Here is a 13,016-nt window from a genome sequence, read left to right as displayed (position 1 = left end):
GGGAACCGGCCTCTGTCGTACGGACAGATAAGGGGCGTGGAGATGAATCAGGGGGAACCTCAGGCACACCGGAGAGCCTTGCGCGTCCGCATCAGGGACGGTGACGCGGACGCCTTCGGTGAGCTCTTCGACGCGTACGCGCGCTCCGTCTACAACCACGCCTACCGGCTGACCGGCGACTGGTCGGCGGCCGAGGACGCCGTATCGCTGACCTTCCTGGAGGCGTGGCGGCTGCGCGGCAGGGTCGACGAGGACGGCGGTTCGCTGCGGCCCTGGTTACTGGGCGTCGCGACGAACGTGACGCGCAACGCGCGGCGCGCGACCCGGCGGCACGCGGCGGCCGTCGCACGGCTGCCGCGCGACGAGACCGTCGCGGACTTCGCCGACGAGGTCGCCGAGCGCATCGACGACAAGGAGCAGCTCGCCCTCGTACGCAAGGCGCTGAACGCCCTGCGCCGTCCCGAGCGTGAGGTGCTCGCCCTGTGCGTGTGGTCGGGGCTCGGCTACGCCGCGGCCGCCGATGCGCTCGGCATCCCGGTCGGTACCGTGCGCTCCCGGCTCTCCAGGGCCCGTACAAAACTCGCGAAACATATGGAACCGCCTTCCGGGCGCGGACAGATGAGAGGTGACCGCACCACCGTGGTCAGGCCCATCAGGGAGGGAAACCGATGAGTGAATTTCCCGAGCGCGACCTTCCGCCGGGCCGTCATCACCTGCTCAGGGAGCACCTGTTGACCGAGATCCGGCAGAGCGAGGCCGCGTCCGCGGTTTCGCCGAAGAAGACCTCCAAGCGCTGGTTCCGCCCCGCGCTCGTCGCGGGAGCGGTCGTCGCGTCCGTCGCGGCGGGCCTGCTCGTCGCCTCGCCGTTCGGCGGCCAGTCGGCGCAGGCCGCGCCGTCGGAGGAGACCGTGCAGATGTTGGAGGACATTGCCGCGGCGGCGAAGAAGCAGCCCGTGCCCAAGGACATCCGCGACGACCAGTACGTGTACATCAAGAGCAAGGGAGGCTACTCGGAGGTGGAGGAGGGCAAGCCCGCCAAGCTCGATCCCGTGCACCCGCGTGAGTTCTGGCTCTCGGTGGACGGCAAGCACGACGACCTGCTGCACGAGCCCGCCAACGGCTTCAACCACGAGGTCCTGAAGGCGGAGGGGCCGCCCATGCCGTCCGACACCAACTACCGCAACCTGGAGAAGTTGCCGACCGACCCCGTCAACATGCTGGACTGGCTCCACAAGGAGAGCGACGGCAGCTCCAGCGAGGACCAGGCCACCTTCGTGCTCGTCGGCGACCTCTCGTACGAGTCGCTGATGCCGCCCAAGCAGGCGGCCGCGCTCTACCTCGCGGCTTCGAAGATCCCCGGCGTCAAGCTGCTCGACGACGCGGTGGACGCCGAGGGGCGGCACGGCATCGCCATCGCCCGCGAGGACCAGGGGGAGCGTCAGGAGCTGATCTTCGACAAGGAGACGAAGCAGTTCCTCGGGGAGCGGCAGGTCGCGGTCGAGGATCTGCCGTACGCGAAGAAGGGTGACGTGATCGGCCGCAACGCGGTCCTGGAGCGCACGGTCGTCGACAAGGCGGGCCAGCGCCCGTAAGCAGTCCCGTCAGTGGTCCCGTAAGCAGTCGCAGGGGGTGCGGAACGGGACGTACCGGGCCAGGCTTGTGCCATGAACGCGACGATCGGGCAGGGCACAAGCCGGACGGAGGGCTCCACAGGTGCCGGGGGGCCGACCCAGCACCTGCACTTCGAGATCCACCTTCCCCACCCTGTGGAGGAGGTCTGGGCGGCGGTCGCGACGCCGGAGGGACTTCCGGGGTGGCTGGCCGCCGCCGACGTGCTTGAACCCCGGCTCGGCGGCGCGGTCACGCTGCGCTGGCTCAACGGGGGCGAGGCGGCGAGCCACTCCGGGCACATCACCGCCTGGGACCTCGAACACGTCGCGGAGTACACGATCGACCTGCACGGACGCTGCCGCTTCCACCTGGAGCCCGCCGACGGGAAGACCGGCACGACCGTCCGCTTCACCAACGAGTTCACCGGCGACGACGAGCTGCGCCTCGACTGCCTGGCCGGCTGGCACAACCACTTCGAGTTCCTCGTCGACGCGCTCGACGGGCACCCGAAGGACTGGTCGACGTGGAGCCTGGACCGCTGGCGCGAGCTGCGGGAGATGTACCGCGAAAGCGAGTGATCAGCACACGGCGACAGCCAGTGATCAGTCCACCGTGATCGAGTCCAGCTTCGCCCGCCGGTGCGTCGGCCGGGGGCGGCAGGACCCGGTGGCGGCCTGAGCGCCAGCGGTCGCCGGTCCAACGGGCCATCAGATCCCCGATGTTGATGGTGAAGGCGTCCGGGTCGTACGGCGCGTCCTCCCAGCCGCCCTCGTCGGTGAAGACCTGAAGGCCGCCGTTGCCCGACTGCCGGTCGAGGATGGTGACCGTGCCGACGACGTGCGTGCCCGGATACCAGTTGATGTTGAAGCCGTACGTGGGGTGGCTCATGTGCCGGGTGAAGAAGTCGGGTTCCTCACCGAGCGCCTCACCGAGCAGGGTCAGGAGCCGGTTGGTCAGCTCCTCCATCCGGGCCAGGTAGTCCGCGCACAGCGTCTTGAGCTCGCCGGCCTCCGCGGGCCAGACGTTCGGCTCGTACCACTCGGCGTTGATGGCCGGGTCGTCGAAGGGGCGGTCGGTCGCGAAGGTCAGGGACTCCTTCAGGTCGGGCGGCGTCTCGGTGCCCTCCGAGTAGGCGTTGGCCTCGGCGCCGGGGCCGAGCCAGCCGCGGCCGCCGACCTTCGCGGCGTAGGGCTTCTTGGCCGAAGCGGGCAGCACGAAGAACGCGCGGGCCGCCGCGCGGATCCGGGTACACAGCGACGGGTCCACGCCGTGGCCGGTGACCAGCAGGAACCCGGCCGTCTGCAGCGCGCGGTCGACGGTCCGCGCGACGGCGGCGCGGGCCGCCGGGTCGCCCGTGAGCCACGGCCGCAGATCGATGGTGGGGATACGGGGCTCGTCCCTGGCGGGTTCTCCGGAGGAGGTCGTCATGGTGACCACTCTCCTCCGGTGGCGGCGTCCGGAGGGTCAGCTGCCGAAGGGGATGTCCTCCGGTCCTGCCATGCGGCGGGTGTCGGGGTGGGCCTTCACGTAGTCCGTGATGTACGACAGTGACTCCCGCACCCCGCTGTCGTCGGTGCCGCAGCCCTTCAGACCGCTGACGCCGTCCGGGTAGCACGACATCCGGTTGCCGTAGATCAGGCTGTCGACGGCGGCGCTCCCGTCGGACGCGTCGAGCAGGGTGGCGGCGCGCTCCCCGTCGCCCTTGCCCACCGTCCAGCCGACGGTCTGCGCGAGCTCTCCGGCGTCCCGGGGCTTCCTCGCGGCCTCCAGCTCCTGGCGGATGGTGCCGAACTTCAGGGCCATGTTGAACAGGCCGTTGTCCATCACGCGCTGGTTGCCGGGGACGTTCGGCCCGTGCTCGGCGAAGCCGTCACGGACGTCGGCGTAGGCGCCGCTGTAGCTGACCGCTTCCTTGGAGTTCAGGGCGCCGAGGGCGTTCTTCCAGCCGCTGCCGCCCTCCTTGCCGTAGAAGCCGTACAGCACCCGGATGCCCCTGCTCTCCAGCTTCTCGCGCGCCATGTCCCGCAGCGCGGCCACGGAGCAGTGGCGCCACTCGGGGTCGGCGCTGTCGCACCAGTCGGGGTTCTTCATGTCCAGCCAGACGAAGGAGACGTGCCGCCCGGCGTCGTGCTCCTTGGCCACCTGGTCGAACATGTCCGACATGGTGTCCCCGGCGCTGGTGAGGGTGCCGTCGTGGTCCGCCCACCAACCCTGCTTCCAGGCCGTGGCGTCGATCTCCAGCGCGTTGGCCCCGTTCCCGAGCGCCGTGGTCACTCCGCCCGTGGTCAGCACCCGGTGGGCGATGGCCCAGGTGGGGCGCTGCTCGGCGGTGCTCGGCGCGGCCTGCGACGGCTCGCCCTCCGGTGCGGCCATGGCGGCTCCGGTGCCCAGGGTGGCCGCGGAGACGACCAGGGCCAGCGGTAGCAGTACGGAGCGAAGGCGGCGGGGGGCGGCCATGAGGACGGTCCTATCTGTTGCCTGGGCTGAGTGCAGCTTCACCGTACGTCAAGTTACCCGCGGGTAGTCGTCGGCTGCGCTCCGTACACGACCGCTACTCGCCGATGTCCTCGTTCCACAACTGTGGACGCGCCGCGATGAACTCCTTCATCATCGTCGCGCACTCCGGATCGTCGAGGACGACGATCTCCACGCCGTGCTCGGCCAGCCAGTCGTGCCCGCCGTGGAACGTCTCCGCCTCGCCCACCACGACCCGCGAGATCCCGAACTGCCGCACCAGACCGCTGCAGTACCAGCAGGGCGAGAGGGTGGTCACCATCGTCGTGCCTCGATACGTACGCTGCCGTCCGGCATCGCGGAACGCCGACGTCTCCGCGTGCATGGACGGATCGCCGTCCTGGACGCGCCGATTGTGCCCGCGCCCGAGCAGCGTGCCGTCGGCGCCGTAGAGCGCGGCGCCGATCGGGATGCCGCCCTCCGCGAGCCCCTGCCGGGCCTCCTCGACGGCGGTCGCGAGCCATGCGCGGGCCTGCGCCTTGTCCATCGGGGCCTGGTCCATGTGCACACCTTTCATCGGGACCCATCGTCCCCGCCGATGGCCCCATCGGCAGGACGCCCCACTGGCGCGTGGACCAGCACCTACGCCCGCTCGTAGCTTCATGGGCATGACCTCAGAGAACAAGGGCACGGCCCAGCTCACCGCCGCGATGGTGCTCTCCGGCACCCTCGGGATCTTCGTCGTCGAGTCCGGCGCTTCGGCCTTCAACGTCGTCTTCTTCCGCGTCCTCTTCGGCGCCCTCGCCCTCGGGGCGTACGCAGCCGCCCGCGGCTACTTCAAGAACCACGGCCTCACCCCGAAGAAGCTCGGACTCGCCGCGCTCGGCGGGGCGTTCATCGTCTTCAACTGGGTGTTCCTGTTCAAGGCGTACGAGGCCACCTCGATCTCCCTGGCCACCGTCGTCTATCACACACAGCCGTTCCTGCTGGTGCTCATGAGCGCCCTCATCTTCCGCGAGCGCCTGACGAAGCATCAACTAGGCTGGCTGGGAGCCGCGTTCGCGGGCCTCGTGCTCGTCTCCGGCGTACGCCCCGGCGATCTCGGCTCGCTCGCAGGCATCGGCTTCGCGCTCCTCGCGGCCCTTCTCTACGGCCTTTCCACGCTCGTCACCAAGCGCATCACCGGCGTCCGCCCCCACCTCATCGCCCTCGTCCAAGTCCTCGTGGGCATCCCGCTGTTGCTGCCCTTCGCCGACTTCGGCGCGATGAGCGGCACGGGCGCCGGATGGGGCTGGCTCGTCGGGCTCGGCGTCATCCACACCGGTCTGATGTACGTCCTGATGTACGCGGCGTACGCCAAGCTCCCCACCGCCAAGATCGCGGTGCTCGCGTTCACCTACCCGGCGGTCGCGATGGTCGCCGACTGGGCCGTCTACGGGCACCACATCGGGCTCGTCCAGGCGCTCGGCGTCCCGCTGATCGTGCTCGCGAGCCTGCAGATCAACCGCGCCAAGTCGTCGAGGACCGTGGTCAGTTCACCGGCTCAGCGGCCTGCTCCCGCACCAGCCGCACCGACTGCTCGATGAAGAGTCGCACGTGGGCGGGGAGCCGCTTCCCCGACCGCCACGCCAACTGCGTGTGCAGGACGAACGGCGGCTCCCACGGCAGTGCGACGAGCACCCCCGAGGCCAGCTCGTCCCGCACCGCCATCCGCGGAAGCAGCGCCACCCCGAGGCCACCGGCGACACCCCGCTTGGTGGCCTCGATCGTGCCGAACTCCATGAAGGGCGGCGGCGCGCCGTTCCGCTCGCGCAGCTCGTCCTCGAAGAGGTCGCGGTACGGACAGCCGGGCTCCGTGCCGACCAACTGGACCGCCGCCAGGTCGCCCGTGGCGAGCGAGTCCGCCCCGTGCGCGGCCAGCGGATGCGTCGGCGAGCAGACGAGCACCAGCGGCTCCTGAGCGAGCACCTCGGTCTCCAGGCCCTGGTGCGTGGTCTCCCGCTCCATCAGGAATCCGACGTCGTACGTTCCCTGCCGCAGCGCCTGCCGCGTCTCGTCGCCGAGGGTGGGGCGCAGCGAGAGCTGCACCTTCGGGTAGCGGTGGTGGAAGAGCTCAAGGAGCGGCGGAAGCCGGTAGGAGGTCAGCGACTCCATCGTGCCGACTGCGATCGCGCCGCTCGGCTCACCGGCGTCGACGACCGCCGCCCGCGCCTCGTCCGCCAGCTCGATGATCTGCCGCGCGTACGGCAGAAGGCGTTCGCCCGCGGCCGTGAGGCGGATCCGGCTGCCGAGCCGGTCGAAGAGCTCGGCGCCGAGCGAGGACTCCAGGGAGCGGATCTGGCTGGTGACGCTGGACTGGGCGTACTTCAGCTCGGCGGCGGCCTGCGTGAAGCTCAGGACGGTCGCGACTTTCTCGAAGGTGATCAGCAGCCGCAGTTCCATCAGCCCTCGCTGCCCCTAGTCCTTCTTCTTCTCGTCCGGGTCCTCGTCCCGCAGGGACTTCAGGAACTCGGGGTTGTCGTCCGGCGCCACCCACTGCCCGCCGCGCCCGCCGCGTACGGAACCGCCGCCGCCCGGAGCGTTGCGCACCTTGCCGGTGACGAACCAGGCGATCGGCCCGAGGAGCACCTCGCCGAAGAGCAGCACGATGATGACCCACACCACCTTCGGCAGATGCCTGACCTCCTTCTCCGGAGTGTTCAGGACATCGATGAAGGCGTAGATCCACACCGCGAGGACCAGCAGGAACGGCAGATACCTGAGCATGGTTGCGCGATTCCCCAAGGGACGAAGGTAGGGCGGTGTCAGGGCCCCGGTGACGGGGCCAGGGTAGCCGGTGACCGATACTGGAACGCATGGCTTATGACGATCTTCGCTCCCTGCTCCGGGCTCTGGAGCGCGAGGGCGATCTCAAGCGCATCAAGGCCGAGGTCGACCCGTATCTGGAGGTCGGCGAGATCACCGACCGGGTGCAGAAGTCCGGCGGCCCCGCGCTTCTCTTCGAGAACGTCAAGGGCTCGGCGATGCCCCTGGCCATGAACGTGTACGGGACGGACCGCCGCCTCCTGAAGGCGCTCGGCCTGAAGTCGTACAGCGAGATCAGCGACAAGATCGGCGGCCTGCTCAAGCCGGAGCTGCCGCACGGGTTCGTCGGAATCCGGGAGGCGTTCGGGAAGCTCGGCGCCATGACGCACGTACCGCCGAAGAAGGTGAAGGACGCTCCCGTACAGGAAGTGGTCCTCACCGGCGACGACGTCGACCTGGAGCAGCTGCCCGCGCTCTTCACCTGGCCCGAGGACGGCGGCTCCTTCTTCAACCTGGGCCTGACCCACACCAAGGACCCGGACACCGGCATACGCAACCTCGGTCTGTACCGCCTGCAGCGCCACGACAAGCGCACCATCGGCATGCACTGGCAGATCCACAAGGACAGCCGCAACCACTACCAGGTGGCCGCCCGCAGGGGCGAGAAGCTGCCGGTCGCGATCGCCTTCGGCTGCCCGCCGGCTGTCACGTACGCGTCGACCGCGCCGCTGCCCGGTGACATGGACGAGTACATGCTGGCCGGGTTCATCCAGGGCAAGCGTGTCGAGATGGTCGACTGCAAGACGGTCCCGCTCCAGGTGCCCGCGAACGCCGAGGTCGTCATCGAGGGCTGGCTGGAGCCCGGCGAGATGCTCCCGGAAGGTCCCTTCGGCGACCACACCGGGTTCTACACGCCGCAGGAGGACTTCCCCGCCCTGAAGATCGACTGCGTGACGATGCGGAAGCGTCCGCTGCTCCAGTCGATCGTGGTCGGCCGCCCGCCGACGGAGGACGGCCCGCTCGGCCGCGCGACGGAGAGGTTCTTCCTTCCCCTCCTCAAGGTGATCGTCCCGGACATCGTGGACTACCACCTGCCCGAGTCCGGCGGCTTCCACAACTGCGCGATCGTCTCGATCGACAAGAAGTACCCGAAGCACGCGCAGAAGGTCATGCACGCCATCTGGGGTGCGCACATGATGTCGCTGACCAAGCTGATCGTGGTCGTGGACAAGGATTGCGACGTCCATGACCTGCACGAAGTGTCCTGGCGCGCGCTCGGCAACACCGATTACGCGCGCGACCTGACGGTGGCCGAAGGTCCCGTCGACCATCTCGACCACGCCTCCTACCAGCAGTTCTGGGGCGGCAAGGCGGGCATCGACGCGACGAAGAAGCTGCCCGAAGAGGGATACGTACGGGACGGGGGCTGGCCCAACATGGTCGAGTCCGACCCGGAGACGGCGTCGAAGGTCGACCGCCGCTGGAAGGAGTACGGGCTCTAGATGAGTGCTGATTCAGCAACCCCGGATCTCTTCGGCCCGGAGCCCGCGCCGCCCGGCAAGGTCAAGGCCTTCCTGCGCCTCGTCATGATCGAGCACTCGGTCTTCGCGCTGCCCTTCGCGTACATCGCGTCCCTGACCGCGATGTACCAGTGGGACGAGAACATCCACTGGGGGCGGCTGCTCCTGGTGACCATCTGCATGGTCGGCCTGCGGACGTTCGCCATGGCGGCGAACCGGATCATCGACCGCGAGATCGACGCCCGCAATCCGCGCACCGCCCACCGTGAACTCGTCACGGGCGCGGTGTCGGTGAAGTCCGCGTGGACCGGCGCACTGATAGCGCTCGTCGTGTTCCTCGGCTCGGCTGCGCTGCTCAACCCGCTGTGCCTGGCGCTCGCGCCGATCGCGGTGATCCCGATGGTGGTCTATCCGTACGGCAAGCGGTTCACGAACTTCCCGCAGGCGATCCTCGGCTTCGCGCAGGCGATGGGCCCGGTCGGCGCCTGGATCGCGGTCACGGGGGAGTGGTCGGGGCAGGCGGTGATCCTCGGGCTCGCGGTCGGCGTGTGGATCGGCGGCTTCGACCTGATCTACGCCTGCCAGGACGTGGAGACGGACCGCGAGGTGGGCGTGCTCTCGGTGCCCGCGCGCTTCGGCATCCCGGCCGCCATCTGGGGTGCGCGCGGCTGCCATCTGGTGACCACGGTCCTGCTCGTCTGGTACGCGGCGTCCACCGACGCGGGGACGTTCTTCTGGCTGGGGCTCGCGGTCGTCGCCGGCGCGTTCGTCTACGAGCATTCCATCGTGAAGCCTCATGACCTGTCCCGGCTCAACCGCGCCTTCTTCCAGGTCAACGGCTTCATCGGCATCGCGCTGTTCCTCTGCGCGCTGCTCGATCTGCTGGTGCGTGGTCTCACCGTCTAGGCTCACAGTGTGAACCCAGGAGATACGCAGCGTAAGCCTTGGATCGTGGGGGTGTCCGGCGCCTCGGGGACCCCGTATGCCGCAGCCGTGCTGCGCGCGCTCCTTGCGGCCGGGGAGAGCGTGGACCTCGTCGTCTCGCGGGCCTCGCGCCTGACGCTGCTCGACGAGACGGGCATCGCCTTCCGGGACGCGCACTGGCGTGACGATCTGCACGAGTGGCTGGGCCGTGGCGCCGAAGGGAAGCCGGGGACGTTCGACGTGCCGGTGGACGACGTGCGGTACTGGGCGCCCGGTGATCTCGCGGCGGGCCCCTCGTCGGGGTCGTACGCGACCAAGGGAATGCTGATCGTGCCCGCGTCCACGGCGTGCGTGGCGGGGGTGGCGCTCGGCCTCTCGAAGGACCTGCTGCAGCGGTCGGCGAGCGTGACGCTCAAGGAAGGGCGGCAGCTGGTCGTCTGCGTACGCGAGACGCCGCTGAACGGGCCGACGCTGAAGCACTTGGTGAGCCTGGACGAGGCGGGCGCGGTCGTGCTGCCCGCCTCTCCGGCGTTCTACGCGGGGGCGACGCACATCCAGGACCTGGTGGACTTCGTCGCCGGGCGGGTGCTTGATGCGGCGGGAGTGCCGCACACGCTGTACCGCCGGTGGGAAGGGGAGCTAGGAGGCGCTTCCCGTGCTACCGCTTCTTAGCTGCCTGCGGCTTCTTGAGAAAGATTCACAGGGTGTTGACCCTGTTACGCCTTAGATTCAACACATAGACTCGCGGTATCGCTGAATAATGAAAGGCATCGCACCTATGGACGCCGTGGACAGGCAGCTCATCCAGGCACTGCGGGAGAACGGCAGGGCTTCGTACGCCGAACTCGGCCGCCTCGTCGGTCTCTCCGGCCCCAGCGTCACGGACCGGATCAACCGCCTGGAGGCGGCTGGTGTCATCACCGGTTACCGCGCGACCGTCGACTCGGCATCGCTGGGCCTCGGCGTCATCGCCCTCATCGGCATCTCGCTCTCGGACGCCGCCGACCACGAGGACGTGGCGCGCCGCCTGAAGGACCTGCACGAGATCGAGGACTGCTGGTTCATCGCGGGCGACGACTCGTACATGCTCAAGGTCAGGGCCAGTGACGTGGACGGCCTGGAGAAGACGATCCGCAGGCTGAGCGGCACGAAGGGCGTCTCCAGGACGCGTACGACGATCGTGCTCTCCACGAAGTGGGAGAACCGGGTCGGGGAGCTGCCCGAAGAGGTCTAGGCGTACCGTGGGCGAGGCCTGATTTACGTAGACATCGGAGAGGCGGCCAGAGGTATGGACGCGGGACTCAAGCGCGAGCTCGAGGAGAAGGTCCGGGCGGGTGAGCGGCTGTCCCGCGAGGACGGCATCGCGCTTTACGAGTCGGACGATCTGGCCTGGCTCGGCGGTCTCGCCCACGAGGTGCGCACGCGCAAGAACGGCGACGTCGTGCACTTCAACGTCAACCGTCACCTCAACATGACGAACGTGTGCACCGCTTCCTGCGCCTACTGCTCGTTCCAGCGCAAGCCGGGCGAGAAGGACGCGTACACGATGCGCATCGAGGAGGCCGTCCGCCTCGCCAAGGCGATGGAGGGCGAGAACCTCACCGAGCTGCACATCGTCAACGGCCTGCACCCGAACCTGCCGTGGCGGTACTACCCGCGTTCGCTGAGCGAGCTCAAGAAGGCGCTCCCGAGCGTCTCCCTGAAGGCCTTCACGGCCACGGAGATCCACCACTTCGAGACGATCTCCGGCATGTCGGCCTCCGACATCCTGGACGAGCTGATCGAGGCGGGCCTTGAGTCGCTCACCGGCGGCGGCGCGGAGATCTTCGACTGGGAGGTCCGCCAGCACATCGTCGACCACCGCACCCACTGGGAGGACTGGTCGCGCATCCACCGCCTCGCGCACGAGAAGGGTCTGAAGACCCCGTGCACGATGCTGTACGGCCACATCGAGGAGCCCCGCCACCGCGTCGACCACGTGCTGCGGCTGCGTGAACTCCAGGACGAGACGAACGGCTTCCAGGTCTTCATCCCGCTGCGCTATCAGCACGACTTCGTGGACATGAAGGACGGCAAGGTCCGCAACCGCCTCCAGGCGCGGACCACCATGGCGTCCGGCGCCGAGGCCCTGAAGACCTTCGCGGTCTCGCGGCTGCTCTTCGACAACGTCCCGCACGTCAAGGTCTTCTGGGTCATGCACGGGCTGCACACCACGCAACTCGCCCTGCAGCACGGCGCGGACGACATGGACGGCTCGGTCGTCGAGTACAAGATCACGCATGACGCGGACGACTTCGGCACCCCGAACAAGCTGACGCGCGAGGACCTCCTCGACCTCATCCGCGAGGCGGGCTTCCGCCCCGTGGAGCGCAACACGCGCTACGAGGCGATCCGTGAGTACGAGGGGCCCGACCTGTCGCTCCGTGAGACCCCGCAGGCGATGCGGGTCTGACCCCGCCGCAGTGCACCGTGCGCGAGCCCCGGCCTCCAAGGCCGGGGCTCGCTGCGTCGTCCGGGATGCGTCGTCCGGGCTGTGTCCGTCCGGGATGCGGAATGTGGTTGAGGCGAGGTGGTGGTAATGGTTACTCTCGCCCTATGACTCTTACCTTCCGTCTGGACCCGGAGATCGACCCCGCCCTCCGCGACGGCGTGCTCGCGCTCTGGGCCGATGTGTCCAACGCCGGCGGCGCGGTCGGTTTCGTACCGCCCGTGACGGTCGAGGACATACGCCCCGAGTGGCTCAAGCGCCTGGCCCAGCTGAGTCAGGGGGAGACCCGGCTGCTCGTCGGGTACGACGAGGACGGCGCCGTCGCCGCGACCGCGTTCCTCGCCTACAACACGCACCGCCTGATGAAGCACTGGATCTGGCTGTACGTGGTGATGGTGCACCCCAAGCATCAGGGCAAGGGCTACGGGCGGGATCTGATGGCCGCCGCGGCCGACGCCGCCCGGGGGATCGACGGCATCGATGCGATCCGGCTGACCTGCCGGGGCGGCACCGGAGTCGACCGCTTCTACGAGTCCTGCGGATACAAGGAGGTCGGGCGGGTGCCCGGCGCCATCCGGGTCGCCCCCGGCGACGACCGCGACGACATCACGATGCTGCTGCCGCTCGGCTGAGGGCTCACCCCCTTGCCGGGCGCGACCCCTCCCGTGCTTCACTGGAGGGGCTCGTCCTACTCGGGCCCATTTCGGAACGGAAGAGTGGATTGACATGCTCCGCTACACGCTGATGCGCCTCGGGATCTTCGTGGGCTGCTTTTTCGCGGTCTGGGGACTTGTCTTTGCCGGGGTCCTGCCCAAGGGTCTCGGGGACTCCAACCTCCTCTGGGTGCTGCTGCTCGCCCTCGTCGTCTCCGCGCCCATCAGCTTCGTGGTGCTGCGCAAGGAGCGTGACCGGGCCTCGATCCAGGTCGTCGAGCGCGTGGAGCGGACCAAGGCCAACCTCGAGGCGAACCGCACGCAGGAGGACCTCGCCGACGACGCGGCCCGCGCGCAGTCGTGAGGCCTCGTAAGACCGCGTAAGGCCCCCGTAAGGTTCGTCACACAGATCTCGGCCCCGGTACCGGAGCGATCCGCTCCAGTACCGGGGTTTTGTGCGTTTTGGGGGCCGGTCAGCCTCTGATTGGCCGCCTTTACCTCAAACAAGACCTTTGATGTTCCCAAAGTTTGAGTGTTAGCGTGTTCGACATGAAGACAGCA

At 68.7% G+C, this 13,016-nt stretch carries 15 protein-coding genes and 1 pseudogene; 11 read left to right on the top strand and 5 right to left on the bottom strand.

The genetic code is table 11. From position 1 onward, the window contains the following. The first annotated feature begins 78 nt into the window (after positions 1 to 78). The 3 genes and pseudogenes from AB0O76_RS11165 to AB0O76_RS11155 all read left to right on the top strand — a co-directional run. Positions 79 to 672, top strand: coding sequence for an RNA polymerase sigma factor (locus tag AB0O76_RS11165; RefSeq protein WP_365487880.1), 594 nt, complete (start codon positions 79 to 81; stop codon positions 670 to 672). Continuing rightward, positions 669 to 1,592: a CU044_5270 family protein gene (locus tag AB0O76_RS11160; protein ID WP_365487877.1), complete on the top strand. Its 924-nt coding sequence runs from the start codon at positions 669 to 671 to the stop codon at positions 1,590 to 1,592. The genes AB0O76_RS11165 and AB0O76_RS11160 overlap by 4 nt, the downstream gene beginning before the upstream one ends. 72 nt (positions 1,593 to 1,664) lie before the next feature. Next, a pseudogene (locus tag AB0O76_RS11155) lies at positions 1,665 to 2,048 on the top strand (SRPBCC domain-containing protein); the annotation flags it as partial. Here AB0O76_RS11155 and AB0O76_RS11150 read toward each other — a convergent pair. The 3 genes from AB0O76_RS11150 to AB0O76_RS11140 form a co-directional block, all read right to left on the bottom strand. Continuing rightward, positions 2,032 to 3,039 carry a 2-oxoglutarate and iron-dependent oxygenase domain-containing protein gene (locus tag AB0O76_RS11150; RefSeq protein WP_365487874.1) on the bottom strand — a complete coding sequence of 336 codons (1,008 nt, stop codon included), beginning with the start codon at positions 3,037 to 3,039 and terminating at the stop codon, positions 2,032 to 2,034. The pseudogene AB0O76_RS11155 and the gene AB0O76_RS11150 overlap by 17 nt on opposite strands. Positions 3,040 to 3,075: 36 nt before the next feature. Further along, positions 3,076 to 4,068, bottom strand: a complete 993-nt coding sequence (locus tag AB0O76_RS11145) for a phospholipase (RefSeq protein ID WP_365487872.1) — start codon at positions 4,066 to 4,068, stop codon at positions 3,076 to 3,078. A 94-nt stretch (positions 4,069 to 4,162) separates the two neighbouring features. After that, complete coding sequence (locus tag AB0O76_RS11140; RefSeq protein WP_365487871.1) at positions 4,163 to 4,627, bottom strand: nucleoside deaminase; 465 nt, start codon at positions 4,625 to 4,627, stop codon at positions 4,163 to 4,165. 106 nt (positions 4,628 to 4,733) lie between these two features. Between AB0O76_RS11140 and AB0O76_RS11135 the strand changes: the two genes are divergently transcribed. Then, positions 4,734 to 5,651, top strand: a complete 918-nt coding sequence (locus tag AB0O76_RS11135) for a DMT family transporter (protein ID WP_365487868.1) — start codon at positions 4,734 to 4,736, stop codon at positions 5,649 to 5,651. Here the strand turns inward: AB0O76_RS11135 and AB0O76_RS11130 are convergent. Both AB0O76_RS11130 and AB0O76_RS11125 read right to left on the bottom strand, forming a co-directional pair. After that, a complete protein-coding gene (locus AB0O76_RS11130) occupies positions 5,596 to 6,507 on the bottom strand; it encodes a LysR family transcriptional regulator (RefSeq protein ID WP_365487865.1) in 912 nt (303 codons plus the stop codon). The genes AB0O76_RS11135 and AB0O76_RS11130 overlap by 56 nt on opposite strands. 15 nt (positions 6,508 to 6,522) lie before the next feature. After that, the gene (locus AB0O76_RS11125; protein WP_365487862.1) at positions 6,523 to 6,849 is read right to left on the bottom strand and encodes a PLD nuclease N-terminal domain-containing protein; all 327 of its coding nucleotides are present in this window, start codon (positions 6,847 to 6,849) and stop codon (positions 6,523 to 6,525) included. 71 nt (positions 6,850 to 6,920) lie between these two features. On the opposite strand from AB0O76_RS11125, the gene AB0O76_RS11120 reads away from it, so the two are divergent. From AB0O76_RS11120 to AB0O76_RS11090, 7 genes are all read left to right on the top strand, one after another. Beyond that, positions 6,921 to 8,372: a menaquinone biosynthesis decarboxylase gene (locus AB0O76_RS11120; RefSeq protein ID WP_365487859.1), complete on the top strand. Its 1,452-nt coding sequence runs from the start codon at positions 6,921 to 6,923 to the stop codon at positions 8,370 to 8,372. After that, positions 8,373 to 9,296 (top strand): menaquinone biosynthesis prenyltransferase MqnP, encoded by a 924-nt coding sequence (mqnP, locus tag AB0O76_RS11115; RefSeq protein ID WP_365487856.1) that lies wholly within the window; start codon positions 8,373 to 8,375, stop codon positions 9,294 to 9,296. Between the two features lie 9 nt (positions 9,297 to 9,305). Further along, complete coding sequence (locus tag AB0O76_RS11110; protein ID WP_365487853.1) at positions 9,306 to 9,986, top strand: UbiX family flavin prenyltransferase; 681 nt, start codon at positions 9,306 to 9,308, stop codon at positions 9,984 to 9,986. Between the two features lie 106 nt (positions 9,987 to 10,092). Next, the gene (locus tag AB0O76_RS11105) at positions 10,093 to 10,548 is read left to right on the top strand and encodes an Lrp/AsnC family transcriptional regulator (RefSeq protein WP_190117749.1); all 456 of its coding nucleotides are present in this window, start codon (positions 10,093 to 10,095) and stop codon (positions 10,546 to 10,548) included. A 54-nt stretch (positions 10,549 to 10,602) separates the two neighbouring features. Next, on the top strand, positions 10,603 to 11,766 hold the full coding sequence (mqnE, locus tag AB0O76_RS11100) for an aminofutalosine synthase MqnE (protein WP_365487850.1): 1,164 nt from the start codon (positions 10,603 to 10,605) through the stop codon (positions 11,764 to 11,766). 143 nt (positions 11,767 to 11,909) lie between these two features. Further along, positions 11,910 to 12,434, top strand: a complete 525-nt coding sequence (locus AB0O76_RS11095) for a GNAT family N-acetyltransferase (protein WP_365487847.1) — start codon at positions 11,910 to 11,912, stop codon at positions 12,432 to 12,434. Positions 12,435 to 12,528: 94 nt separating this feature from the next. Beyond that, positions 12,529 to 12,819, top strand: coding sequence for a DUF4229 domain-containing protein (locus AB0O76_RS11090; protein ID WP_365487844.1), 291 nt, complete (start codon positions 12,529 to 12,531; stop codon positions 12,817 to 12,819). The last annotated feature ends 197 nt before the right edge of the window (positions 12,820 to 13,016 follow it).

Source organism: Streptomyces sp. NPDC086554 (assembly GCF_040686095.1).
Classification (GTDB): domain Bacteria; phylum Actinomycetota; class Actinomycetes; order Streptomycetales; family Streptomycetaceae; genus Streptomyces.
The sequence above is the reverse complement of the archived record's forward strand: the minus strand, read 5'-3'. Positions and strand labels throughout refer to the sequence as shown.